The following is a 26,227-nucleotide window of genomic DNA, read 5'->3' on the forward strand; positions in this document are numbered from 1 at the left end:
GTGCTTTTTTGTTTGGTTTTAGGAAGTTTAAAAGGGGGAATGAATTTCTTGAGGAAATCATTTAATCAAAAAATAAAAAAATTAAGTAGTAGTTTTATAGTTATGTTACTAGTATGTATGAATTTTTTAATCCATTTACCATATAAAGCAGAGGCAGCTACAACAGAATTAAAAGGTTTAGGTGATGTATCTTATTACAATGCAATCATTTTTGGAGATCATAGTGCAACGAGTGCGGATATTGAGGGTGCGATGGCTGTTCAAAAAAATATGAACGCATCAAGTTATACAGTCTTAGCGGCTGCAACGGGAGCGCATAACTTAGCTGGAGCAACATGGGTAGATGAAGGATATCCATCATTATTACTAGGTGGTCAATTTACGAAAGCGGGAACAGGACAAGTAATTATTCAAGATGGAACAGTGGCGATGACAAAAGATGGTGATCCAGAAGGTGCAATGAAATCATCATATGACCGCATCTCTTATAAAGAGCAAGTGGAGATTGATGCTAAATTTAAAGAATTTAGAAAAGACGTTGATAGCGTAATTGAGGATGCGGGCCAATTACATACGGATAAACCAAAATCGGGTATGACCTTTGGGATCGGTGAAGATGTAAATAATCCTAATATTTATGTCTCTTCAGGATTAGAAGGGCAAGAACCATTCAATGTAAAGGATGTTTATCTTCCAAATGTAAATAACAAAGATTTTATTGTTATTCATTCAGATGCGGAAGAAGTTAATTTTGGTGGCGGTGCAATCTTGTATGATACAACAGATAAGGGCGGGTTCACATTAGTTAATACATCTCAAGCATATGACCCTAATTCCTTTTTTACTGAGTTAGCTAGTAAAGTCATTTGGGTGTTCCCTAATGCTACAAAGATAACAACTAAAGGATATGGTGTAGTAGGAAGTGTATTTGCGCCTAATGCAGTTGTAGAGACAAAAGGTGGCTCTATTAACGGACAAGCCTATGTTGGTGGCTTACATCAAAGAGATGGATTTGAGGTTCATAATTTTAAATTTAATTGGCCGAAATGGAATAAGCCATCCGTTGAAAAAGTAACAGGTCAATTTGAAATTGTAAAAGTTGATGCAAGTGATGAAACAAAGTTATTACCTGGTGCCGAATTTGAAGTGTATAAAGATGGTAAACAAATAGATACATTACGAACAGATAAGACAGGTAAAGTAATCTCTAAGAAATTAGAACCAGGTAAATATACATTAAAAGAAACGAAAGCACCAGAGGGATATAAATTACTAAAAGAAGAAATTGAAGTTACTGTGGAAGAGAACAAAGTAGTACCGGTAATAGTTAAAAATGTGAAAGCGTTGGGAAGCTTACAGGTAGTCAAAAAGGATGCTGAGAGCAGAAATGTGCTAGAAGGCGCGGAATTTAGACTAAAAAACGAAAATGGTCAAATAGTTGGAGAGGCGAAAACAACAAATAAAGATGGTGTTGTTACATTCGAAAACTTAGTGCCAGGTAAGTATACGTTAGAAGAAACGAAAGCACCAGAAGGTTACAAAGCGATAGACGTTACAGTAGAAGTAAACGTTGTAGCAAATAAAGTAGCGAAAAAAGAAGTATTGAATGAAAAAGAACCAAGTAAAGGTCCAGAAAATCCAGGTGAGGAAACAGAAAAACCAGGTGGAGAAACAGAAAAACCAGGTGGAGAAACAGAAAAACCAGGTGGAGAAACAGAAAAACCAGGTGGAGAAACAGAAAAACCAGGTGGAGAAACAGAAAAACCAGGTGGAGAAACAGAAAAGCCAGGTGAAGAAACAGAAACACCGGGTGGAGAAACAGAAAAGCCAGGTGAAGAAACAGAGAAGCCAGGTGAAGAGACAGAGAAGCCAGGTGGAGAGATAGAAAAACCAGGTGAAGAAACAGAGAAACCAGGTGAAGAAACAGGAACACCGGGTGAAGAAACAGAAAAACCAGGTGGAGAGATAGAAAAACCAGGTGAAGAGACAGGAACACCGGGTGAAGAGACAGGAACACCGGGTGAAGAAACAGAGAAACCAGGTGAAGAAACAGGAACACCGGGTGAAGAAACAGAGAAACCAGGTGAAGAGATAGAAAAACCAGGTGAAGAAACAGAGAAACCAGGTGAAGAAACAGAAAAACCAGGTGGAGAAACAGAAAAGCCAGGTGAAGAAACAGAAACACCGGGTGGAGAAACAGAAAAGCCAGGCGAAGAGACAGAGAAACCGGGTGAAGGAATGGTAAACGTAGATAAAGAACAACCAACCTTACCAGAAAAAGGACAAGATGCATCTCATGCACAACGCCTTCCAGCCACAGGACATGATATGAATTATTTTCCATTCGTTGGTTTTGCCCTTGTTTTATTAGGAATACGACTTAGATTTATGATTAAAAATAGTTAATAGTTTTATAAAAGGCATAAGAGAAATGTTATCTCTTATGCCTTTTAGTTTTTTGTTTAAGCTTCAATAACTTTAAGCATTCGATTTAAAAAAGCGGCTGATTCAGCACGTGTTGCTGTGCCTTTTGGTACGAATTCATTACGCTCGTTCCCTTTTACGATTCCGTATGCGTAAACATTTTGTAATGCCTTCTTATCGTATGCTAAATTTTGATCAGTGAATGGTAATTTCATTTCTTTTCTATAAATCCAGTTATATGCTAATGCACGGTCAATCATAATAACAGCTTCATCACGTGTTATTGTAGCGGTGGGATCAAATTTATTATTTCCGCGACCACTAATGATACCTGCGCTAGCAGCACGGTTAATTCCATCTACTAAAGATGGATGCGCTTCGTTTAAATCTGTAAATTTAGCGTTTCCGGCAGGTAATTTTAAAGCTCGCGACATTAAATTCGCAAATTCAGCTCGTGTTACGAGGCGGTTTGGCCAGTAAGAACCATTTCCATCACCGAACATAATTTTCCTAGCTGCTAACTGACGAATATCTTGTTCATACCATCCACCTGTAATGTCGTCTTTTTCATGAGGGACTTCTGGCGGCGGAATAACATCTTTACGGTGTTCATTATAGTAAGCGTTTGTGCCCTTTAAGAAAGCATCCCATTGCCCGCGTTGAATCATAAATGCAGGGCAGTTTTTTCCGCTCCAAAATTGATGCTTTTGCACGTGATCTAGAGATATGTTTAATTCGTTCATTAAATAAGCAGCTAATTTCCGGGCATTTTCTACCGCTTTCGTATAATTTCCATCACTATTCACAGCAATTTCAATTCCGATAGATTCATAGTTTCCGGTCTTATTTCCAGCATGCCAACCAACTTCATTTAATGGAAGGTGTTGATAAATTTCTTTATCATCGACAGTAAAATGCCAAGATGCTGAACGATCAGTATTTCCGCGGGCTTGACTATCTAAGTACTTCGCATGATTTAACGCGTTAGCACCTTTACTCGTATTAGCAGTTTCATGAATTGTAATGTATTTCGGTTCCATTGCGTATCCAGGACGAATGTTTTCATTCCCTTTTGGAACGATCATTTCTTTAAATGTAACACCATAAACGTTATTTGTAGGCAAATTAGATGGTGTTTTGAAGAAAGTTGCGCTTCTTTTTTCGATAGAACCTGTTTTTTCAAATAATGATGCTTTCGTACCTTCGAATGTAGCTGAAGGAGCATAAATCCATTTCTCAGTTCCGTTCAGTTGAATTTTAAACCAATTTCCAGCTTGTTCAGTAGGAGCTACTGTTTGTGGCTGTAATATCGTTTCTTCTTTAAACGATTGGAAAGGGAATGAGTATACTGATGTTTCTTCAGTTACAATTAGTTTTTGATTTGAAAGTTTATGAATCTCTTGTATTTCTAAACTATTATTTTCCTTATTAACCCAACCAGAACCGGATGTAGTTTGTACGTAATATGTATTACCTTTTTTCTTCGTTGCCTTTACTACTCGTTCAGTAATTTCAATATTTGTTTTGGTTTTTAAGTCGTTTGCATCGTATAGTGGAAGTTTTGTTGATAAGTGGAGAAGATATTCACCTGAGATTTCAAGGTCGTTTTCCTCGTCATGTCTATGCTGCTTTGCATGTTCTTCAATGCTTTTTAAAGCTTGTTCATCAATAGACAATTCCGCAGTTTTCTCTATATTTTCTGCGAATGAAAGGGTAGGTGCTACAAATGTTTGTAATGCCAAAGTTAGTGCCAAAATGTTGTAAAACCTTTTTTTCATAGTTGTTTTTTAACACGTTATAGTATCTATGTCGTGTTAACAGTCCTCCTTTAGATGTATTTTAAATTAGTAGCAAGTACTAATACGTTCTAGATTGTAACAAGAGTATATTACAATGTCTATACAACTAAGAAAAGTTCGTGAAAAACCAATATTCAGTTTGTTTTAAATAGGATATAGAAATAAGGTAAAACCTTCTGTATTGACCTACAAACGCCCTTCAAGTAAACTAAAGAGAGTTTGCAAATGAAAAGGTGATAATGTTGTTAATTTCAATTAAAACGTTACAAGATGATCGTTTTTTACGTCCGCTGCAAAATATTGGCGGCTTATTTTTTGAAGATAGTACGATTGGGTTTGAACAAGAGGAAGCAAATCTTATCGTTGATATACACATTGAAGAGAATGTGAAAGCATCTGCTCGTTTAACAGATGTTGCTACTGGAAATGTGTATGAAGAAACATTCGCAAAAGATTTATCTGCTTTCACAGATGAAAAAGAGCGTATGAAGCAAGTGAAGCACGTTGTTTCTTATGTATATCTTTCTGTTCTTCAGCAGTTAACTGGTCTTGAACAAAGCTGGGGCATTTTAACAGGAGTTCGTCCGACAAAACTTCTTCATAAAATGCTTCAAAGTGGTATGTCAAAAGAAGAAGCACACCAAGAACTTCGTGAAAGCTATTTAATTCATGAAGAGAAAATTGAACTTCTTCAGCGTATTGTGGATTGCCAATTAGCGGTAGTTCCGGATTTATACCGTTTGAAAGAGGAAGTAAGTATTTATATCGGTATTCCATTCTGCCCAACAAAATGTGCATATTGTACATTCCCGGCGTATGCAATTAACGGACGCCAAGGCTCTGTTGATTCATTCTTAGGTGGTTTACATTATGAAGTTCGTGAAATTGGTAAGTTTTTAAAAGAAAAAGGTGTAACAGTTACGACGATTTATTACGGCGGCGGTACACCGACAAGTATTACAGCGGAAGAGATGGATATGCTGTATGAAGAAATGTATGAAGCGTTCCCAGATGTGAAAAATGTGCGTGAGGTAACAGTTGAGGCAGGTCGCCCAGATACAATTACGCCAGCAAAACTAGAAGTGTTAAATAAATGGAATATTGACCGCATTAGTATTAATCCGCAGTCATACCATCAAGAGACATTAAAAGCAATTGGACGTCATCATACTGTAGAAGAAACAATTGAGAAGTATCACTTAGCTCGTGAAATGGGAATGAACAATATTAATATGGACTTAATTATTGGTCTTCCAGGTGAAGGGCTAGATATTTTCAAGCACACGTTAGATGAGACAGAAAAGTTAATGCCTGAATCGTTAACAGTTCATACGTTATCATTTAAACGTGCTTCTGAAATGACGCAAAACAAACGTAAATATAAAGTAGCAGGTCGCGAAGAAATTACAGCGATGATGCATGAAGCAGAAGAGTGGACGCAAAAGCATAATTACGTACCATATTACCTATATCGTCAAAAGAATATTTTAGGTAACTTAGAGAACGTTGGTTATGCAATGCCGACGCAAGAAAGTATTTATAACATTGTTATTATGGAAGAAGTTCAATCGATTATCGGACTTGGTTGTGGTGCATCAAGTAAATTTGTTCATCCGAAGACAGGTGCAATTACGCACTTCGCAAATCCGAAAGATCCAAAATCATATAACGATGGCTTCGTAAAATATACAGAAGACAAACTGAAAATTTTAGAAGAGCTATTTGTATAAGAAGAAAGAGGTTGTTCCAATTTGGAACAGCCTCTTTTTTATATTGTTGTGAGTAAGTTGCTATAATTTCATTTACCAAGAGACCACACTGTTTGTAAAACTATGTCGATAATAATCAGAAAAATTAGTCAAATCATTAGAGGACAATGTCTACTTATGGACGAAATGATAGATTTATGAAAGAGAAAAGGGGGAAATTGTTGGCATGTACATGACGATAGGGAGAATATTTGATTTAGCGGTTGGTAAGTATCCAAATAAAGAGGCGTTAGTAGAGCCGGAAAAAAATATTCGCTGGACATATAAACAGTGGGATGAGCAAATAAATAAAACGGCGCAAGCTCTGTTGAAAGAAGGGGTAAGAAAGGGAGATACTGTATCTGTCTACTTATATAATTGCCGTGAATTTGTAAACGTTTACTTAGCCTGTGCGAAAATTGGGGCAATCTTTAACCCGATTAACTTCCGTTTAAAAGCAAAAGAATTATCGTATATCCTTCAAGATGCAGCTTCGAAAGTAGTAGTCTTTGAAAAAGCGGTTGAATCAACTGTTGCTATCATTGAACGCGATTTTCCAAATTCGGCTTTTTGGTATGTAGAAGAAGATACACCTTCCTATGCTAGTTCTTACCATGAAAAAGTTAATGCGGCATCTTCTGAGAAAATAGATATCGAAATTGATGAAATGGATTATTGTTCTATGTTATATACGAGCGGTACGACAGGTCATCCGAAAGGCGTATTGCATCGTCATCGTGAAATGACTGAGCATAGTATGATTTGTACGTATTTCTTAAAATATAATAGAGATAGTGCCGGACTTGTTGTAGCACCTTTATATCATTGCGGCGAGTTAAATGCTGGAATCATTCCGCGCATTCAAGTTGGCGGAAAGAATGTTATTTTGCATCATTTTGATACGGATAGAGTATTACATACGATTCAAGAAGAGAAGATTACGACGTTTTTTGCAGCACCGACGATGTGGAATATGTTACTGCAAAAAGATTTAACACAGTACGATTTAACGTCGATGAAGATTGGTATATATGGCGGAGCGGCGATGGCACCAGCATTAGTGAAGGAATGTAAAGAACGTCTTTATATTGATCTTGTACAAATTTACGGAATGACAGAAATGGGGCCAGTTGTTGCGTTTCTCGTAGAAGAAGATCAAATTACGAAAGCGGGTTCAGCAGGCACGCCATGCTTTAGTCATGAAATTCGCATTGTAAAACCAAGCGAAGATGCACCAGCAGAACCGGATGATGTATTGCCTCCTTATGAAGTTGGGGAGATTATTTTGCGCGGCCCGACTATGATGGCTGGTTATCATAACCGAGAAGAAGCAAATGCAAAATCGATGTATAAAGGATGGTATCACTCGGGTGATTTAGGTTATTTCGATAAAGATGGCTATTTATTCGTCGCAGATCGTGTGGATGATATGGTAATTAGCGGCGGCGTTAATATTTATCCACGTGAAATTGAAGATTTCCTTCATAGTCATCCTGGTGTATTAGATGTTGCAGTGCTTGGAGAGCCAGATGAATTATGGGGAGAACGTGTTGTGGCTGTTATTGTAAAGAAAGATGAAGCGATTACCGACGATGATTTGGAAATATATTGTAAAGAAAGTGATGAATTAGCAGATTATAAACGTCCGCGTCATTATTTATTTGTGGATGAACTGCCCCGTAATGCGAGTGGAAAATTACAGAAGTTTGTGCTTAGAGAGTCTTTAAAAGGAGCAAAAAAATAGAAAGTGGGGGATACCCACTTTCTATTTTTATTTACGTGAAAAACCTTCTTCATCAAGGTATTCCGCAGCTTCTGGATAAGAGTTGAATGTACCGTCTAAGTTTACACCAGCGTACACGTTCCACATATCATCCTCTGAGATAAGAGTAAGGATATGACCGTCTTCGTTATGCCATTCTTCTTCTTTTGCAGGTTCTGCAGGAATTACTACTTCTTCTTGTGAAAGTAATTCAATTGATTGCTCGATTACTGAGCGTAATTCATCTGCTGAAAATTCGCGGATGTTAATCATACCTTTATCATCCGTTTTGTAACCTTTAATACCACTTGCATATACAAAGCCGTTTCCATTTGGATGTAAGTGATAAACAACGTTCTTTTTATCTAAACGACTTTCTTCGAAGTGAAAGTTCACGCGTTTTAATGATACGTTTTTTCTTTCTAATTCAGGGAAAGATTCAATAATCGATAATTTTTCTTCAAAAGTTAGCATAGTGCCTCCAAATATATAATAAAAGATTTAATTTATCTATTATAGCATAGTTATAATGGTTTCCAAAGATGTGATGGGAGCTTACAATTGAATGCGTTTACGTCACGATACTGTAAAAAGTGGACTAACGAATGTATCTTTTTAGGTGTACAATGGAAAATGGACTTAATGTGAAGGTGGTTATTTATATGTTTCAAAAAATAGCAAAGGAATGTTTAGCTGGTTTTACTGTTGCGATTGTTGCGTTGCCACTTGCCATTGCATTTGGTATTGCTGCAACGGGAACGTCTGAGGGAGCACTAGTCGGATTGTATGGTGCGATTTTTGCAGGTTTATTTGCGGCGTTATTTGGTGGTACACCTGGGCAGGTAACTGGGCCAACTGGACCGATTACGGTTATTGCAACAGGGGTTATTGCGACGCACGGGTTAGAGGCGAGTTTTATAGCCTTTATGATGGCGGGACTGTTTCAAGTTTTATTCGGTGTATGTAAGCTTGGCTCTTACGTTCGATACATTCCGTATCCTGTCGTTTCAGGATTTATGAACGGTATTGCATTGATTATTATTTTAGGTGAAATGAAGCATGTGCAAAATAGTTTTCTACTCGTAGTATTAACGATTATTGTAATGATTGTTTCTGGAAAATGGATTAAGGCCATTCCGTCTAGTTTAGTTGCATTAGTCGGTGTAACTGCTTTGCTTCCTTTATTTTCTTCTGCGTTAGAAGGGCTTTCAGTGAAGTTACCGATTATTGGAAATCTTTCATTAAATAAGGTGATTGAAAAGATTGGAATGATTCCAGAAGCGATGCCGACGCTTCATATTCCAACTTTAAGTGGAACAGGGATCGCAGAACTTATTTTACCAGCGCTTAGTATTGCTTTATTAGGATCGATTGACTCGTTGTTGACATCGGTCGTAATGGATAATGTGACAGGTACACGTCATAAAAGTAATAAAGAACTGGTCGGACAAGGTATCGGTAATATGATGAGCGGGTTGTTTGGCGGATTAGCAGGGGCAGGGGCGACTGTACGGTCTATCGTTAATATAAGAAGCGGTGGTAAAACGGCGCTTTCAGCATCTATGCATAGTGTTATATTATTTATTTTCATTATGGGACTAGGCTCGGTCGTACAATACATTCCGCTTGCTGTATTATCAGGTATTTTAATTTTAACTGGTATTGGCATGTTTGATTGGGAAAGCATGAAGAAAATGCATGTAGCACCAAAAGGTGATGTCATTGTTATGCTCGTAACGATGGTTGTCACAGTGAAGTTTGATTTAATGATCGCTGTTGCATTCGGAATTATTCTTTCGTTCCTTATATACATGGTAAAATGTAAAGAACGTAAAGCTTCTATTGTAAAAGAAAAGGAAGCGACGTATAAAATTAAAGGCCCACTTTCTTTTTTAACAGTGGATCGTATTTTTTATGCTTTACAAGACGTAAAGTCTCCAGTTGTTTTACGTATGAAAGATGTACGCTATATGGATGTATCAGGAGCTATGGCGTTGTTAACCTTTGTTGAGCAGTCGGATAAAGCGGGCGCGAGTGTGACGCTGGAACATGTACATCCGCATGTTGAAAAGACGATAGTGACGCTGGCGAATGATGAGCAAAAAGATAAATTACAGTTTGTAAAAGCTGAGGTTATATAAGGAGATGCCCTCGTATGAGGGTATTTTTTCATTGTATTTAATATCTCTATATAGAAATGTTTTACGATTATTGACATTTATTAATCTTAGCAGTATAGTAACATCTTAGATTAGCAATATGCTATTATAAGAAGGTATATGAATTTTGAGATTCCTTTATATTCAGAAGGAAGAGCTTTAAGCTGGAGGGAATATTTGATGTACAAACAGTTACCACATGGAGTGAAGATCGGGATTACGCGATCAATTGTTGTTTCTTTTGAGAAGTATATGAAAGAAATTGAATGGAATGAAGAAAAATTTGATATGCAGCAATTTGTTGAACAGTGGAAACAATATTTATACACAAAATCAACTTGGATTAATAAAGTAGACGAAGAGTTGAAAGGACATCCAGATTTCCATCAAGCATTAGCGATGAAAGTGAATGAAAAAATTAACGAGTTTATTAATGAAAAACCGAGCGAAGAGCAAGTAGAACATTTAAAGAGGCATGAAATGCAACAAGCAGATGAAATGTGCAAATTAGAAGCTGAATATCATATTGAACGTTTATTAGTAACGAAGTAAATTTTACATAAAGAATAAGCCTGTCCAAGGAGGTGTGATGACCATCTTTTTGAACAGGCTTTTTGTATGAAAAAGAATAAGAGAGGCTGCTTTGGAAGCAGCCTCTCTTATTAGTCTTGTGGTACAAACGCTTTCCAAGAAGATAGATCCATATCTTCTTTTAATATAGATGAAACAGGGAAGACAAATGACCACGGTTTTGTAGTGTTCGCTTTAATTTCAAGATTCGGTAATGTGAAAGCACCTTTCACAACAACTACACCAGAAGCATCTTCAATATGAAGAGGAAGCTGCTCTAGTTGAATGTTGTCTTTGCAACCGTTACGAATAAGAAGCGTTGTATGTAAATCACCGTTTTCTTTTCTTGCAGCTTGCAGACCTAGGAAGTTAATTTCACCATCATTTGGAGGTGTTAAATTGTCTACGAAATTACGTAAAGCTTCTTTGCTTGCTTCAGGTAACTGAGCTTCCCAAGATGGGTCTAAATCTAATGCATGCTTACTTTCAAGTTCAAACGCTAATTCCCAATCTGTTTGCGATAATTCGGCATCTGTAATTGTTTCTTGCTCAAATGTAAAGATGAATGGCATATTTACATTTGCAGGAATATCTCCTAATGCAAAAAGGTTAAATGTTTTGCGGGCACATAGTTTCTTCTCTTTATTTAGAAGAATTAATGTAACCTCTTCGAAAGAAATTGGTTTCGGAACAGTGCTACGAATAAATACAGCTACGTCATAACCATTATCACGTTTTTCAATCTCAATTCCAGATAAAGAAATTTGATATTCTTGTAAACGTGTTAGTTCTTTATGTAAAAATTGATAAATGTATTTTTGTTCTTGTGCTACTGCACCCCAGCTTTGGTGGAAGTAAAGCGTTGGTTTAACAGTTTTATTTTCAGTATTTGTTTCTTCTTGTCCGAATAATTGATTACTAGAGACAGTCGTATCTTTTCCGCTTTTCTTAGCTCTTTTTAGGAATGATAACATTATCTTTCACCTCGTTATTGTACGTTTTCAGGAACACCTAAATGTCTTGCAACATAGCGGCACATTTCTTTTTCGAAATTACCATATGTGTATAAAAAGATATCTAAACCTTCTTTTTGATACAGACGAGTAGGGTCTTCTTGTTGATATTGTCTTAGCCCGATGCCTTCTTTTAGGTGGGTCATCGCATCTAAGTGATTTACCCAGTTCTGATCTAGGAAATGAAGGGCAACATATCGTAGCGACTGCTGTAAATCAGTATGGCTATTTAGTTCATTTACGCGCTCTTTATAAAGAGATAATGTTTCTTTCAAAACGGATTGTAAATCTTCCGGTGAATGTACATTATTCGCTGATAGTGATGGCATATTTGTTACTGGTAAAATTTCGTTTATATTTTCTGTTAAACGAGCGAAATCCCATTCTTCCGGAAGCATACCTTCTAAAAGATATTGCTTAGAAATGGCTTCTACAGCATGATCAATCATTGGAATAGTAATTTCAATCATATTTATATCTTCCTGTAACAAGTTATTACGTAATTTATAAATAACGTTACGTTGGTCATTTATTACATCATCTAACTTTAAATTGTACTCACGCATTGAGAAATGGCTACCTTCACAAATTAATTGTGTACGGTTCACGAAGTCATGAACTTTAGAAGTTAGAATAAGTCCTGTTTCATTTGTTTTCAGTGATTTATTTAATTTCTCGACTTCTTCTTGTGCGAAACGTTTTAGCATTTCATCTTCTAAAGAAAGGAAGAACTGAGAGCTACCTGGATCTCCTTGACGACCAGCACGACCTTTTAGCTGATTGTCAACGCGTCTTGATTCATGGCGTTCTGTTCCAATTACATGTAATCCACCAATTTCATGGACACCCTCACCTAGTAAAATATCAGTACCTCGTCCGGCCATATTCGTTGCAATTGTAATTTGTCCTTTTTGTCCAGCTGTTGCGATTAAATCGGCTTCTTGTTCTGCACTTTTTGCATTTAATAATTGATATGTAATATGCGCTTCATCTAAGTAACGAGCAACGGTTTCTGATTGTAAAATAGACATTGTCCCAATTAAAATCGGGCGTCCTTGTTTATTGTGTTTTAGAACATCTTCACGTACAGCTTTATATTTAGCATCGGCTGTTACGTACACGACGTCATTTTTGTCTTCACGAATGATAGGACGGTTTGTCGGAATCGGCATAACTTCCATGTTATATACACGGTTAAATTCTTTTTCTTCTGTTTTTGCTGTACCTGTCATACCAGATAATGCTGGATACATACGGAAGAAGTTTTGAATTGTAATGGACGCTTGTGTTTGGTTTTCTTCTGTGATTTCTAAACCTTCTTTCGCTTCAAGAGCTTGGTGTAAACCGTCACTTAAAGAGCGGCCATCCATAACGCGGCCCGTGAAAATATCTACAAGTAGAATTTTTTCATCATGTACAATATAATCAACATCACATTGGAAAGCGACATGAGCTCGTAATGCTTGAATCATATAATGATATAAAGTTTGATGTTCTAAATCATATAGGTTATCGATATCAAATAAATCTTCTATTTTTGTAATACCGTCTTCTGTAAAACTAGCAGATTTCGTTTCTGCATCGTACGTGTAATGAAGAGTATCCTGGAATGATTTAATAACTTTTGCACATAAATAGTGTAAATCAGAGCTGCTTGATTGCTTACCAGCGATAATAAGAGGCGTCTTCGCTTCATCAATTAAAACGCTATCAATCTCATCGATAATAGCAAAATGGTAGGGACGTTGTACCTGCTCATTTTTTGAAGCGGCCATATTATCACGTAGATAGTCAAAGCCAAATTCTGTTCCAATACCATATGTAATATCAGCTTCGTAAGCAAGTTTCTTTTCGGTAGGATCAATTTGAGGAATATTCAATCCAACCTTTAAACCTAGAAATTCATGCACTTGGCCGATTAATTCTTTATCTCGCTTTGCTAAATAGTCGTTTACAGTAATAACGTGAACGCCTTTTCCTTCAAGAGCACGTACGTATGTTGGAAGAGAAGAAACTAATGTTTTTCCTTCGCCAGTTGGCATCTCTGCAATATTACCTTCTAATAGTACAAGGCCACCAATTAACTGCACATCGTAGTGACGTAATCCAAGTACACGCTTTGCAGCTTCACGTACAACAGCGAACGCCTCTACTTTTATATCATCCACTGTTTTTCCATCGTGTAGCATGTTTTTAAATGTGATAGTTTTATGACGTAAGTCTTCATCAGATAAATCAGATAGTTTTTCTTCTAGGTTATTAATTGCTTGAACAAGTTGTTCATATTTTTTTAGTTTTCTCTTTTGAGAATCTCCTAACAGTTTTTTTACCGAATTCAGCATGTTGTAAACACTCCTCTTACTGACAATAGCTACATTATAGCACATGTTTATCCTGAATAAGTAGAAGTAGTAAATTGAAGAAAAAACTGGATAAAAATAAGGTGTTATTACATATTATATATTTAAAAGCCATAAAGAAAGAGAGTATTCAATGTATAATAAATTTGGTATGATAGCTAAATGAGATAAAGTGAAATTTTTCTAAAAAGAGAAGAATATAGTTATCTCGTTTTATGATGTAATATGTATGGAAATTATATATTGAAAGAAAAGAGCTAGAAGATGAATAATAAGTTTGTGAAAGGCGCTGCGATTTTAACGATTACAACGTTTCTATCGAAAGTGTTGGGAAGTTTTTTTCAAATCCCATTACAAAATATAGCAGGAGATGAAGTGCTGGGGATTTTTCGCCTTGTTTTTCCTGTATATATGATAGCTTTAACTTTATCAGTAGCGGGAGTACCGCTAGCTATATCACAGTTAATCGCTGAACTTCATGAGAAGAATGATAAAGATGGGATTGCCAAACTATTTACGTCAGCATCTATTATTGGAGTAATATTTGGGGTGCTTGGATTTTCGGTTATTATGATTGGATCAAGTATGTTTGCAAATATGCTTGGTGGACAAGATACGAGACTCCCATTAATTGTCACTTCGTTTGCTTTATTAATCGCACCATATATGGCGGTATATCGAGGGTATTTCCAAGGTTTTGGAGATATGATTCCTACCGGGGTGTCACAAGTAATTGAGCAGTTCATTCGTGTTTTCTTTATGTTAGCAATTGCATTCTTATTCGTATCTTGGAATAAAGATAGTGATGTTATAACAGGCGGTGCAATGATTGGTTCTTGCCTTGGGGTAATTACGTCACTTATCTATTTGAAATTGAAGTATGTAAAAAGTATATATCGTTATAAAAGTAATACATATTCACTGCAAGACTTTAAAGAAAATGCAAAAAAAATACTTCGGGTCTCGATTCCAATTGCGATTGGAGCATTATCGATGCCGTTGTTAAATTTAGTTGATTCTGTAACGATTCCACATATGCTACATGAATCCACTACAACGATTCAAGAACAATTTGGTATATATAGTCGTGGTTTTGCGTTTACACAATTAATTGTCGTGTTTGCAAGCGCGATGGTATTTCCGTTAATCCCGTTGTTAACTGCTGCATTAACAAAGAAAGATATAGCGTTAGCAAAACACACAATTGAACGAACAAATGAGCTTGCTCATATTTTAACAACGCCGATAACAATCTGGCTCATGGCACTTACAGTCCCGTTAAATGTTGGGTTGTTTACAGATGCTAAAGGGAGCGGCATGTTAGCTATTTTAATTGGTAGTTCGTATTTCACATCACTTATGGTATTATCAATAGGAATTTTGCAAGGAATTAACCGTTCTAAGCAAGCGGCGTGGATAGTTGTTGGAGCGAGTTTTGTAAAAGTCATATTAAATATAGTACTCGTAAGTCAATTTGGCATAACTGGTGCGGCTTATAGTACACTTATCATATATATCATGATTTGTATCGTAAATTATATATACATTCGAAAAGAATTGCCTTATTCGATTCGAATGGGGAGATTTTTTGCTGTAATTGGAGTATCTAGTATAGTAGGTATAGGATTATATTTCGCATCTACTGTAATAAATGTGTTAGATTCTAGACTTATTGCAGTAATATATAGTGGTTTAGCATTTTGTGTGGCCTTGTTCATATATGGCATATGCGCATTAAAGTTGAACTGGATATCCAAAAAGCAAATTCCATTTTTACGTAAGTAAATTTGTCTATAAATGAGTATGTCTATGTCTATGTCTATGTATATGTTTGTGAAAGAAATCAATTTGAAGTTATCCAACTTTTCTTATTAAAGAGTTGATAGCAATTTGTTGAATGACAAAAAGTTGATTGCGAAATGTTGGAGGAGATTAAGAGTGCGGTTAGTTTTATCAGGATATTATGGTTTTTATAATGTTGGGGACGAAGCAATTTTGCAATCAATTATTAAAGCGCTACATGAAGAGGATCCTACTCTTGAGCTTGTTGTACTTTCGAATGACCCCGACTATACAAGAAAAATGTACGGTGTAGAGGCAGTAAATCGCTGGGATATAAGAGCAATTTATAAGGAAATAAAGAAAAGTAACGGTTTAATTAGCGGAGGGGGAAGTCTCCTTCAAGATAAAACGAGTATTAAAAGCATTTTGTACTATACAGGTATTATGCGGATTGCTCGCTTTTTGAAGAAGCCGTATTATATTTATGCGCAAGGAATTGGTCCAATTACGAAAAGACAAAATCGTTTATTAGTGAAATGGCAAGTATCAAAAGCGGCATATATATCAGTTCGTGATGAAGATTCATTTTTGTATTTAAAAGAAATGGGTATTAAGAAAGATATCGAACTAGTTCCAGATCCAGTATTGGCATGTCAACCAGAAGGAATGAAGTCGGATTGGCTGCGAAAACATTCAATTCAAGGGAAAGTAATTGCAGTTAGTGTGAGGTATTGGGACGCGAAAGAAGATTATATGAAGAAGCTAGCAGATACGCTGAAAAAATTTAAGCGTGAAGGATATCATATTTTATTCGTACCAATGCATGGACCATTTGATCAAAATGCATCACGCGATATTATTAACTTAATGGGAGAAGAAGCCCATATGCTTCCGTATAAGCTGGATATCCATGAGAAAATTTCAATTTTGTCGGAATGTTCACTTCTAATAGGTATGAGACTTCATGCGCTTATATTATCAGCGGTTGCTAATATTCCTATGGTCGGTATTTCATATGATCCAAAGATCGATTCATTTTTACAACAAGTAAATCAGCCGATTATCGGAAACGTAGATGGTGACTGGACGGCTGAAACTTTGTATAACGTGGCAACGAAACAACTAGAACAAAAAGAATATGTACAAGCAACATTGGAACAAAGAGTAGAAGAATTGCGAGAACAAATTTCAACAGCGTCTCGCTACATCATAAGTGACTTGAATTCAAAAGAGTTCGAAAAAAGAGGAATGTAATCTTAACTTAAGAGGACATCCTCTTTTTTTATTATTTGAAAAATAGAAAATGTCGAAAGAAAAGAAATGTTTGTAGAAAAATGTCGAATTTTACAAGTAATTTGAAACCTATGCTCATAAAAAAAGAAGTTTGAGAGATAAGATGTATGTTTAATAATCCTAACATTATCATATAGAGAATATTAGGATTTGGTGTTTTACTTGGTAAATTATAAGAAAATAGGTTTGGTAATTTTGAAAAATGAGAAGGTAAGAAAAGTGTCGAATTATATAAAAATAAGCTGTCGATTAATGTCGTAATATCTTTATAGTTAAATATTGAAATTGGAATTGTTTTTCTGTTATAGTTGTAAATGGTTATAAGAAGATTGTTGAAAATGTAATTCTGACACGTTTTACTATTTGTTTAAAATATTCTGATTTTGTGATCTGAGTTTTTAAAATGAAAGTCGAAAAAACGCCCGTTTAGAATTGTGAAAATTCACTTTTTTGTCGAATTTGAGATTTTAAATTGGATGAAAAGAGTGTATGATTTCTTTATGATTCCGTAATACAGGATATTCTATTATTCTGTACAAAGAATACGTTAACCACATTTATATCTACTAGTTTCAAAAATAAATAGAATATCTATTTAAAAACTTATGGAACTAGTATTACATTCCTAAGGAGGAAATATATAAAATGGCAAAGACTAACTCTTACAAAAAAGTAATCGCTGGTACAATGACAGCAGCAATGGTAGCAGGTGTTGTTTCTCCAGTAGCAGCAGCAGGAAAATCATTCCCAGACGTTCAACCTGGTTCTTGGAGTGCAGAGTACATTGATTATTTAGTAGCAAAAAAAGCAATCGAAGGTAAACCAGACGGAACATTCGCTCCAACTGAAGCAATTGATCGTGCTTCTGCAGCGAAAATTATGGCAATTACATTAGGTTTAGACGTTAAAGAGGGTGCAAAACCATCTTTCAAAGATGCTCAAGATTCATGGGCTGCTAAATATATCGCAGCTGTTGAAAAAGCTGGTGTAATTCAAGGGGATGAAACTGGTAAGTTTAATCCAAACAACCAAATTAATCGTGCTTCTATGGCAACAATGATCGTAAAAGCATACAAATTAGATGGTAAAGTAAGCGGACAATTAGAAACTAAATTCTCTGATTTAAAAGATCACTGGGGTGAAAAAGCTGCTAACATCTTAGTTGCTTTAGATATCACTAATGGTACTGGTAATGGTTGGGAGCCAGATAAATCTGTAACTCGTGCAGAAGCTGCTAAATTTATTGCTAAGACTGACATGCAGTTCGGACAAAAAGCAGAAGCTAAAGTTGAGTCTATTAAAGCAATCAATGCTAAAGAGATCGAAGTTAAACTTGGTGCTACAGTAACAGAAGAAACTGTGAAGAACGCGAAATTTACTCTTTCTCAAGGAGTTGATAACGTAACAGTAGTTGATGCAAAAATCGGTGAAGACAAAAAATCTGTAATCTTAACTTTAGAAGATGGTAAAAGACTTGAGAAAAACAATGCTTATGTTGTAACTGTTGAAAAATTAAACACTGCTGAAGGTAAAGAAATTCCAAAAGCATTAGAAGTTATCTTCTTTAACGATGAAGTAGCTCCAACTGTATCTACAGTATCTACTCCAGACGGAAAAGTTAAAGTTGTATTTAGTGAAAAATTAGATGCAGCAAAAACTGTAACTGTAATTGTTAACGGCCAAAAAGTAGAAGGTAAAGTTGAAAATAATACTTTCACTTCTAACCAAGCTTTAAACCTTCAAAATGGTAAAGAATTCTCAATCATCGTAACTGGTGCTACAGATTTAGCTGATAACACTATGGAAATGTACGAAGGTAAAGCTACTTATAAAGTAGAAAAAGACACTACAGCTCCAGAAGTTAAAGATGTAAAAGTTAAAGAAATTACTGCTGAAGGCAAAGCAACATTAGAGGTTACTTTCTCAGAAGAACTTGCTACAAATGGTCAAGGAACAGTTGTAGTTAAAAAAGGTAAAGAAGAATTAAAATCTACAATTGCTGTTGACGCTCAAGATAAAACAAAGGCAGTTATTGAAGTAACAGGCGCTCTTAAAGAAAAAGAAACTGCTACAGATCTTACAGTTGAATTTGTTGGCTACAAAGATGCAGCTAACAACGTAGGTTCTAAAGTATCTAAAGCAGTAAAAGTTTCAAAAGACATTGTAGCTCCTAACTTCGTAAAAGTTGAAGCTGATCAAAATAAAGCAGCGACATTCACTTTTGACAAAGAAGTAACTGCACAAAACGGAAAACTTCGTGTGATTAACTTAGATACGAGTAAAGATGTAACTGCTGATGTAACTGTTGCACCAGCAAAAGATAACAAAAAAGGTATTACATTAACATTCCCAGCAAAAGGTAACTACAAAGTAGCTGCTACAAAAGGTCTTGTAAAAGATGCAGCTGGTAATGAGTCTGTAGCATTTACTAAAGAAGTAAAAGTTGTAGAAAAAGAAGCTGAAAAAGAAACAGATAAAGTAGCTCCAGTAGTAAAAGCTGTAGCTTATGATAAAGCGACAAATAAAGTTACAGTAAACTTTGATAAAGAAGTAAAAGGTGGTCAGGTTGCTGAATCAGCTGCTAATGTAAATAATTACACGTTAGCTGGTGCTAAATTACCAGAAGGTACTTTAATTGTATTAGACGGTACAAAAGCAATTATTGAATTACCATCTACATTTACTTTCCAAAAATCAGAAACAGTTAAATTTACAGTAGCTAATGTTGCAAACAAAGATGGAGTAAAAATGGGTACAGCGAACCTATTACTAGAAGTTAAAGATACAAAAGCTCCTGAATTTAAATCAGCTAAAATTACAAAAGTTGATGCTAAAGAAATTACTTTAACATTCTCTGAAGCTGTAAACGTTGATACAACTGACTTCACAGTTGATTTAAACGGTGTAGAATTAACTGTAGCAAAAGCTGACGCAACAGCAGAAGCTGCTAAAGACGTAGTTCTTAAAGTAACAGCTCCAACAGATGTTAACTTAGCAACTGGTACAGTTACAGTAAAAGCTAAAGAACTAGAAAATAATGCTAAATATGAGTTCAAAACTACTGACAAAGCAGAAAACGCACTTGTTGCTTTCAAACCAGTAACAGCAACTCGCTAATTGAAATTTATTTCAATGAAAAGAGTCCACATTATGTGGGCTCTTTTTTCTAATTTTTTATATAAGAAGAGCTCTGAAAAATAGATGATATTTTACAAATTAATAGTTTGTGTTATTGAGAAACAAATCGAAAGCGTTTTCAATAATGGGAGAATACCTCATCGATATGTAAATTATTTGTAAATTAAACCCTTTTTTTGTTAAAAAATCATTCGAAAAGAAGAAGAAAATGTCGAAATACAACATTTTTAGTCGGATATAGTCTGAAAATTGTATTTATTGTAAAAAATAATTAAGTGATGAAGTGGAAATATATGCTATAATTCCAATTGTGTATTCGATATGAAAAATATACGAAGCGCAGTGAGGGTGGTTTATAGGAAAACAGTTTGTTCATTTCTATATTTGAGTATTATTAATATAATAATGATACGATTAAAAGACTGAAATATCAGAATATGTCGAATCTTCTTTTGAGAAAGTTCTTGATAACGAATGTTTTTGTATAGTATGATGAACTTGTTTCAGAAAATGGTATTTAAACCTTATATTTACATCTAGCGGTTTGTATCATTTTATTATGTGAACTACTTTTCATTATAGTATTTTTGTTTGTGTTTTTATTGTTTTATGGTTTTTCTAACTAGCTAGTTTCAAATTTAATATGATATGAAACTAGTAGCATATTCCTGAAGGAGGAAATTTATAAAATGGCAAAGACTAACTCTTACAAAAAAGTAATCGCAGGTACAATGACAGCAGCAATGGTAGCAGGTGTTGTATCTCCAGTAGCAGCAGCAGGTAAATCATTCCCAGACGTTCCAGCTGGTCATTGGGGATTAGATTCTATCAATTACTTAGTAGATAAAGGTGCAATCGAAGGTAAGCCAGATGGTACATACGCTCCAGCTGAAGAAATTGATCGTGCTTCTGCTGCGAAAATTATGGCAATTACATTAGGTTTAAAAGTTGAAGAGGGTGCACAACCATCTTTCAAAGATGCTAAAAATCATTGGGCTTCTAAATACATTGCAGCTGTTGAAAAAGCGGGTGTTGTTAGAGGTGATGGTAAAGAAAACTTCTCTCCAGATAAAAAGATTGACCGTGCTTCTTTCGCTTCTATGATAGTAGGTGCTTATAACTTAAAAGATAAAGTTAACGGCGAGTTAGTTACAAAATTTGAAGATTTATTAGATCATTGGGGTGAAGAAAAAGCAAACATCCTAATCAATCTTGGACTTTCTGAAGGAACAGGCGGAAACAAATGGGAGCCAAATAAATCTGTATCTCGTGCAGAAGCAGCTAAATTTATCGCAGTAGCAGATAAAAAATATGGCAAAAAAGATAATGCACAAGCATATGTAACTGATGTGAAAATTTCTGAACCAGCGAAATTAACATTAACAGGAACTGGTTTAGATAAGCTTGCTGCTGATGATGTAACTCTTGAAGGAGACAAAGCTGTTGCAATCGAAGCAAGTGCTGACGGTACTTCTGCAGTTGTAACACTTGGTGGTAAAGTAGCTCCAAATAAAGATCTTACTGTAAAAGTGAAAAATCAATCATTCGTAACGAAATTCGTATACGAAGTGAAAAAATTAGCAGTTGAAAAACTTACATTTGATGATGATCGTGCTGGTCAAGCAGTTGCCTTCAAATTAAACGAAGAAAAAGGTAACGCTGATGTTGAGTACTTAAACTTAGCAAACCATGACGTCAAATTTGTAGCAAATAACTTAGACGGTTCACCAGCAAACATCTTTGAGGGTGGAAACTCTACTTCTTCTACAGGTAAACTTGGTGTTGGTCTTTCACACGGTGACTATAAAGTAGAAGTACAAGTTACAAAACGTGGTGGTTTAACAGTTTCTAACACTGGTATTATTACAGTGAAAAACCTTGATACACCAGCTTCTGCAATTAAAAACACTGTATTTGCGGTAGATGCAGATAAAAACGGTGTAGTATACGGTAATAAACTTACTGGAAAAGACTTTAAGCTAAATAGCCAAAACTTAGTTGTTGGTGAAAAAGCACAAATTCATAACGTAGTTGCTACAATTGCTGGAGAAGATAAAGTTGTTGATCCAAACTCAATCAGCATTAAATCTTCAAACCACGGTATTATTTCTGTAGTAAACAACTATATTACGGCTGAAGCTGCTGGTGAAGCTACACTTACTATTAAAGTAGGCGACGTTACAAAAGATGTTAAATTTAAAGTAACGACTGATTCTCGTACATTAAAATCAGTAAAAGCTAACCCAGATAAATTACAAGTTGTTCAAAATAAAACATTACCTGTTACATTCGTAACAACTGACCAATATGGCGATCCATTTGGTGCTAACGTAGCTGCAATTAAAGAAGTTCTTCCAAAAACTGGTGTAGTTGCAGAAGGTGGATTAGAAGTAGTAACGACTGACTCTGGTTCAATTGGTACAAAAACTATTGGTGTTACAGGTAACGAAGTAGGAGAAGGTACAGTTCACTTCCAAAATGCTAACGGTGAAACTCTAGGTTCATTATATGTGAACGTAACAGAAGGTAACGTTGCATTCAAAAACTTCGAACTTGTATCTAAAGTAGGTCAATACGGCCAATCACCTGATACAAAACTTGACCTAAATGTTTCTAACACAGTTGCATATCAATTATCTAAGTACACTTCAGATCGCGTATACTCTGATCCTGAAAACTTAGAAGGTTATGTAGTTGAATCTAAAAATCCAGCTGTAGCTGAAGCTAAAATTGTTGGAAATAAAGTTGTTGTTAAAGGTTTAAAACCAGGTAAAGTTGATATCCACTTAACGAAAAATGGTGCAACTGCTGGTAAAGCAACAGTTGAAATCGTTCAAGAGAAGATCGCTATTAAATCTGTAAACTTCAAACCAGTTCAAACAGAAAACTTCGTTGAGAAGAAAATTAATATCGGTACTGTATTAGAACTTGAGAAGAGTAACCAAGATGATATCGTAAAAGGTATTAACTTAACGAAAGATACACAACATAAAGTACGCGTTGTGAAATCTGGTGACGACCAAGGTAAACTTTACCTTGATACAAATGGCAATGCTCACTTCGATTTATTCGATCAAGAGCTTGGTCATGTAACAGTATCTCAAACAAGTGATTCTGCACTTCCAAACTTCAGTGCAGACATCTACAATACTTTAACTACTAAGTACACTGACAAAGGTACATTAGTATTCAAAGTATTAGGTGAGAAAGATGTTCTAACAAGCGAAATCGGTTCACAAGCTGTACACGTGAACGTGCTTAACAACCCAAATCTATAAGTTGATTATAGATAAAATGAAAAATCAGTGGGGATTCATCCCCGCTGATTTTTTTTCATAAATATCGAAAAGAAGCCTCTTGTAAAAATTACAAGAGGCTTCTTTTATTGCTTAAACTTAAACATATCCCCACTCAAATTTGAATCACTATACACGAACAATACCATGTTAATATTGTTGTCTTTCATGTATTGATATACATCTTTTTCGTGATAGTGACGCAGGTCGAGGATAGATGTGTGTTTGAAGTTTTGTGCTAAGTGTGGCACGATTGCGTTTGCGAATGAGTCTTTTAGGACTAAGGCGCGTACTTCATTTGGTGCATTGTTATTTTCGATGACGATTTCTGGATAGTCGTCCGTGTAATAACCTGCGTATGATGTTATATCTTTTTGTTTTTCTACGCCGTATATGTCATCTAAGTTTTGATGAATAGTACCTTTCACATCTTTTGCGGTTACGCTTGTGAAGTTGAAACCGCCTTTCGGTGTGTAGTAGCACAATTTTTCACGAGTTGCATCGATGAGTTGGTATAGTTGGTTGTTGAAGCTTCCGACTAAATGTTTATTTTGCGCACATGTACGATTGTAGTCTTCTTTTTTTATTTCTTTTCCTTTATATATAGAAGATTGTTGCCCGATTGTGTTCATTATATATTGGTAGCCTAAGAAGGCACCGTCCATATTCCAATGATGATCTGTTTTGAAATACATGTCCTGTATTTCTTCGTTCGTATAGTTCTGTTTATAGTGTTCCATCAGTTTTATTGGCTTTACGTCAGCTGGAAGTTTTTTCAGAAAGTAATTTAAATTGTCCTGTGCATAAGTGTGAATATGAGAAGGTAATTTAAATGATAATGCATTCGTTTTTGACGGTGGTAAAGCAAAGTAAAACTCGACGTTTTGTTCTTTTGAAAAATGAGATAAGTCGTTTATAGCGGGCATGGATTGATCAATTTCATTATACTTTTTCGTCCACGCTGGATTTTTAAGGAGCCATTTATCATCAGTCAAAATAATGTCGTTAATGAGAGATTTGCCCATATTAATTTGGGCAATTGTATAGTTTTTAATAAATTCATCTCGTCCGATTAGTTGATCATTTGTGTATGTTTCAAAATCTTTAAAGAAGCTACCAGTTAGGAGAGCTTCTTTCGTCAGTGCTGGTTTTTGAGCGAGCGGCCGATTTTCAACTGGTGAAATGTCTCGGTCTGGTTTGAGTAACGATAATATGCCAAATGAAAAGATAATGGTGAGAAAACCAATTAACAGGATGAGGTTCCCCAATTTTTTCATAATAACTTTTCCTTCCTACATAAGTTAAAACCTGAAATAAATAAATGGATTATATGTTGAGTTAATCAAGTACATAACCGAAATCATAAATAATGTTAGTAATAATATAGGACGTACAAATTGCATCGTGAACATATACGTTTTTGGCGCAAGTTCTAATATGTTTTTCATTCGTTTTAAAATTGGTGTCGCTGCGATAAAGGCAATGAGAAATACGATAATGTATTCATGTACGTATAACATTGTATTGTCATCGATGAAAGATTGTCCTCCTATGCCGAACATCGCTTTTAAGTATTGGAACGAGTAAGCGAAGTTGTCAGCTCGGAAGAAGACCCAGCCAATCATAACGATTATTAATACGTATGCATGTTGCAGCGGTTTCCATAGTTTGTTTAATATTTTTTCGAATCCAGCTTTTTCAATTGAAATAATAAAGCCGTAATATAAGCCCCAGGCGATAAATGTCCAGCTCGCCCCGTGCCATAAACCAGTTAATCCCCATACGATGAAGAGGTTACGATAATTCGCTAGTTTTGAAACACGGTTTCCGCCGAGCGGGATATATATGTAATCGCGGAACCAAGATCCAAGTGTAATATGCCATCTTCTCCAAAACTCTGAAATAGATTTAGAGATGTATGGGTAGTTGAAGTTTTTCGGGAAATCAAATCCGAACATTTTTCCAAGTCCGATTGCCATATCAGAGTACCCTGAGAAATCGAAATAAATTTGGAGGGTGTAGGCGATAATACCAATCCATGCCGTTCCAACACTTATTTCAGATGGTGGTAAGGCAAATATTTTATCGGCGACAAATCCTACTTGGTTGGCGATTAATATTTTTTTTGCTAGTCCGAGAACGAAAATTTGAATACCTTCTGTGAATCGTTCAAAAGAATGGATGCGCGTTTTAATTTGCTCAGCGACGATATTGTAACGAACAATTGGTCCGGCAATAAGCTGAGGGAAAATAGATATATATAGCGCTAAGTTAAGTGGATTTTTTTGAACATCCCCATCTTTACGGTATATATCGATGACATAGGACATCGCTTGGAATGTATAAAATGAAATTCCGATTGGTAGTGGAATAGGTTCCACATGAATAGATAAATGCAATGATTTGTTTAAAATGTCTGTGAAAAATGAAATATATTTAAAATAAGACAGTAATAAAATATTTCCGACCACAGCCATAATTAAAAATGTGACTTTCATATTTTTTCGTTTATCATAATGATGCACGAGTAGGCCAAAGCAGTAGTTTAATACGATGGAAAAGAGCATTAAAAGAACGAAACGTGGTTCGCCCCATGCATAGAAAATTAAACTAAATGCAAGCAATACGAAATTACGTAGCTCGGCACGCACTATAAAATAGAGAAATAATACGAGAGGTAAAAAGATAAATAAGAAAATCGAACTACTAAATACCAAAGGACTCTCCTCACTTTTTTCGAAATACATTTCGTGCAAAAAAAACCGACATATCTATTATATATTCTTTTATATAATAGTGCCTTTAATATTTTATCATGTTAATAATTCGATTAAAATAATTATTCTATTACTGTAGTAGAAAGAATTAGCACTTTGAATGCTA

The 26,227-nt window shown here is 35.4% G+C and carries 15 protein-coding genes; 9 read left to right on the plus strand and 6 right to left on the minus strand.

Going from position 1 to position 26,227, the window contains the following annotated elements; translation table 11 throughout:
* Positions 1 to 48 precede the first annotated feature (48 nt).
* Positions 49 to 2,406 carry a SpaA isopeptide-forming pilin-related protein gene (locus NHG49_RS04760; RefSeq protein WP_258125581.1) on the plus strand — a complete coding sequence of 786 codons (2,358 nt, stop codon included), beginning with the start codon at positions 49 to 51 and terminating at the stop codon, positions 2,404 to 2,406.
* A gap of 56 nt (positions 2,407 to 2,462) precedes the next feature.
* Here NHG49_RS04760 and NHG49_RS04765 read toward each other — a convergent pair whose 3' ends face one another.
* The gene (locus NHG49_RS04765; protein WP_064473716.1) at positions 2,463 to 4,202 is read right to left on the minus strand and encodes an S-layer homology domain-containing protein; all 1,740 of its coding nucleotides are present in this window, start codon (positions 4,200 to 4,202) and stop codon (positions 2,463 to 2,465) included.
* 260 nt (positions 4,203 to 4,462) lie between these two features.
* Between NHG49_RS04765 and NHG49_RS04770 the strand changes: the two genes are divergently transcribed.
* Both NHG49_RS04770 and NHG49_RS04775 read left to right on the plus strand, forming a co-directional pair.
* A complete protein-coding gene (locus NHG49_RS04770) occupies positions 4,463 to 5,953 on the plus strand; it encodes a coproporphyrinogen III oxidase (RefSeq protein ID WP_002007015.1) in 1,491 nt (496 codons plus the stop codon).
* Positions 5,954 to 6,158: 205 nt separating this feature from the next.
* Positions 6,159 to 7,715: a fatty acid--CoA ligase gene (locus NHG49_RS04775; protein WP_064473717.1), complete on the plus strand. Its 1,557-nt coding sequence runs from the start codon at positions 6,159 to 6,161 to the stop codon at positions 7,713 to 7,715.
* Between the two features lie 27 nt (positions 7,716 to 7,742).
* Here NHG49_RS04775 and NHG49_RS04780 read toward each other — a convergent pair whose 3' ends face one another.
* Positions 7,743 to 8,207 carry a hypothetical protein gene (locus NHG49_RS04780; RefSeq protein WP_064473718.1) on the minus strand — a complete coding sequence of 155 codons (465 nt, stop codon included), beginning with the start codon at positions 8,205 to 8,207 and terminating at the stop codon, positions 7,743 to 7,745.
* A gap of 188 nt (positions 8,208 to 8,395) precedes the next feature.
* On the opposite strand from NHG49_RS04780, the gene NHG49_RS04785 reads away from it, so the two are divergent.
* Both NHG49_RS04785 and NHG49_RS04790 read left to right on the plus strand, forming a co-directional pair.
* Positions 8,396 to 9,874, plus strand: coding sequence for a SulP family inorganic anion transporter (locus tag NHG49_RS04785; protein ID WP_257133739.1), 1,479 nt, complete (start codon positions 8,396 to 8,398; stop codon positions 9,872 to 9,874).
* Positions 9,875 to 10,072: 198 nt separating this feature from the next.
* On the plus strand, positions 10,073 to 10,444 hold the full coding sequence (locus NHG49_RS04790) for a hypothetical protein (protein ID WP_098102528.1): 372 nt from the start codon (positions 10,073 to 10,075) through the stop codon (positions 10,442 to 10,444).
* A gap of 110 nt (positions 10,445 to 10,554) precedes the next feature.
* On the opposite strand, the gene NHG49_RS04795 is transcribed toward NHG49_RS04790, so the two are convergent.
* Positions 10,555 to 11,436 carry an accessory Sec system S-layer assembly protein gene (locus tag NHG49_RS04795; RefSeq protein ID WP_258125582.1) on the minus strand — a complete coding sequence of 294 codons (882 nt, stop codon included), beginning with the start codon at positions 11,434 to 11,436 and terminating at the stop codon, positions 10,555 to 10,557.
* 14 nt (positions 11,437 to 11,450) lie between these two features.
* Positions 11,451 to 13,817 (minus strand): accessory Sec system translocase SecA2, encoded by a 2,367-nt coding sequence (gene secA2, locus NHG49_RS04800; protein ID WP_064473722.1) that lies wholly within the window; start codon positions 13,815 to 13,817, stop codon positions 11,451 to 11,453.
* A gap of 282 nt (positions 13,818 to 14,099) precedes the next feature.
* Between secA2 and NHG49_RS04805 the strand changes: the two genes are divergently transcribed.
* The 4 genes from NHG49_RS04805 to NHG49_RS04820 all read left to right on the plus strand — a co-directional run bounded on the left by NHG49_RS04805 (position 14,100) and on the right by NHG49_RS04820 (position 23,326).
* Positions 14,100 to 15,620 (plus strand): putative polysaccharide biosynthesis protein, encoded by a 1,521-nt coding sequence (locus NHG49_RS04805; RefSeq protein WP_098102530.1) that lies wholly within the window; start codon positions 14,100 to 14,102, stop codon positions 15,618 to 15,620.
* 153 nt (positions 15,621 to 15,773) lie between these two features.
* Positions 15,774 to 16,871, plus strand: a complete 1,098-nt coding sequence (gene csaB, locus NHG49_RS04810; protein WP_064473724.1) for a polysaccharide pyruvyl transferase CsaB — start codon at positions 15,774 to 15,776, stop codon at positions 16,869 to 16,871.
* Positions 16,872 to 17,555: 684 nt separating this feature from the next.
* Positions 17,556 to 20,027 carry an S-layer homology domain-containing protein gene (locus NHG49_RS04815; protein WP_064473725.1) on the plus strand — a complete coding sequence of 824 codons (2,472 nt, stop codon included), beginning with the start codon at positions 17,556 to 17,558 and terminating at the stop codon, positions 20,025 to 20,027.
* 710 nt (positions 20,028 to 20,737) lie between these two features.
* Positions 20,738 to 23,326, plus strand: a complete 2,589-nt coding sequence (locus NHG49_RS04820) for an S-layer homology domain-containing protein (RefSeq protein ID WP_064473726.1) — start codon at positions 20,738 to 20,740, stop codon at positions 23,324 to 23,326.
* 104 nt (positions 23,327 to 23,430) lie between these two features.
* Here the strand turns inward: NHG49_RS04820 and patB1 are convergent, their stop codons facing one another.
* The gene (gene patB1 / locus NHG49_RS04825) at positions 23,431 to 24,621 is read right to left on the minus strand and encodes a secondary cell wall polysaccharide O-acetyltransferase PatB1 (RefSeq protein ID WP_258125583.1); all 1,191 of its coding nucleotides are present in this window, start codon (positions 24,619 to 24,621) and stop codon (positions 23,431 to 23,433) included.
* Positions 24,622 to 24,645: 24 nt separating this feature from the next.
* Positions 24,646 to 26,061, minus strand: coding sequence for an MBOAT family O-acyltransferase (locus NHG49_RS04830; protein ID WP_098275413.1), 1,416 nt, complete (start codon positions 26,059 to 26,061; stop codon positions 24,646 to 24,648).
* Positions 26,062 to 26,227: the final 166 nt, after the last annotated feature.

Origin of the sequence: Bacillus sp. IBL03825 (assembly GCF_024712505.1) — a bacterium.
Lineage (GTDB): Bacteria > Bacillota > Bacilli > Bacillales > Bacillaceae_G > Bacillus_A > Bacillus_A wiedmannii.

Excerpts from the sequence above, each read along its gene's own strand:
- NHG49_RS04785 (WP_257133739.1), top strand. The coding sequence starts at position 8,396 with ATGTTTCAAAAAATAGCAAAGGAATGTTTAGCTGGTTTTACTGTTGCG.
- NHG49_RS04790 (WP_098102528.1), top strand. The coding sequence starts at position 10,073 with ATGTACAAACAGTTACCACATGGAGTGAAGATCGGGATTACGCGATCA.
- NHG49_RS04795 (WP_258125582.1), bottom strand. The coding sequence starts at position 11,436 with ATGTTATCATTCCTAAAAAGAGCTAAGAAAAGCGGAAAAGATACGACT.
- NHG49_RS04820 (WP_064473726.1), top strand. The coding sequence starts at position 20,738 with ATGGCAAAGACTAACTCTTACAAAAAAGTAATCGCAGGTACAATGACA.
- secA2 (WP_064473722.1), bottom strand. The coding sequence starts at position 13,817 with ATGCTGAATTCGGTAAAAAAACTGTTAGGAGATTCTCAAAAGAGAAAA.
- NHG49_RS04805 (WP_098102530.1), top strand. The coding sequence starts at position 14,100 with ATGAATAATAAGTTTGTGAAAGGCGCTGCGATTTTAACGATTACAACG.
- NHG49_RS04815 (WP_064473725.1), top strand. The coding sequence starts at position 17,556 with ATGGCAAAGACTAACTCTTACAAAAAAGTAATCGCTGGTACAATGACA.
- patB1 (WP_258125583.1), bottom strand. The coding sequence starts at position 24,621 with ATGAAAAAATTGGGGAACCTCATCCTGTTAATTGGTTTTCTCACCATT.
- NHG49_RS04770 (WP_002007015.1), top strand. The coding sequence starts at position 4,463 with ATGTTGTTAATTTCAATTAAAACGTTACAAGATGATCGTTTTTTACGT.
- NHG49_RS04780 (WP_064473718.1), bottom strand. The coding sequence starts at position 8,207 with ATGCTAACTTTTGAAGAAAAATTATCGATTATTGAATCTTTCCCTGAA.
- NHG49_RS04775 (WP_064473717.1), top strand. The coding sequence starts at position 6,159 with ATGTACATGACGATAGGGAGAATATTTGATTTAGCGGTTGGTAAGTAT.
- NHG49_RS04765 (WP_064473716.1), bottom strand. The coding sequence starts at position 4,202 with ATGAAAAAAAGGTTTTACAACATTTTGGCACTAACTTTGGCATTACAA.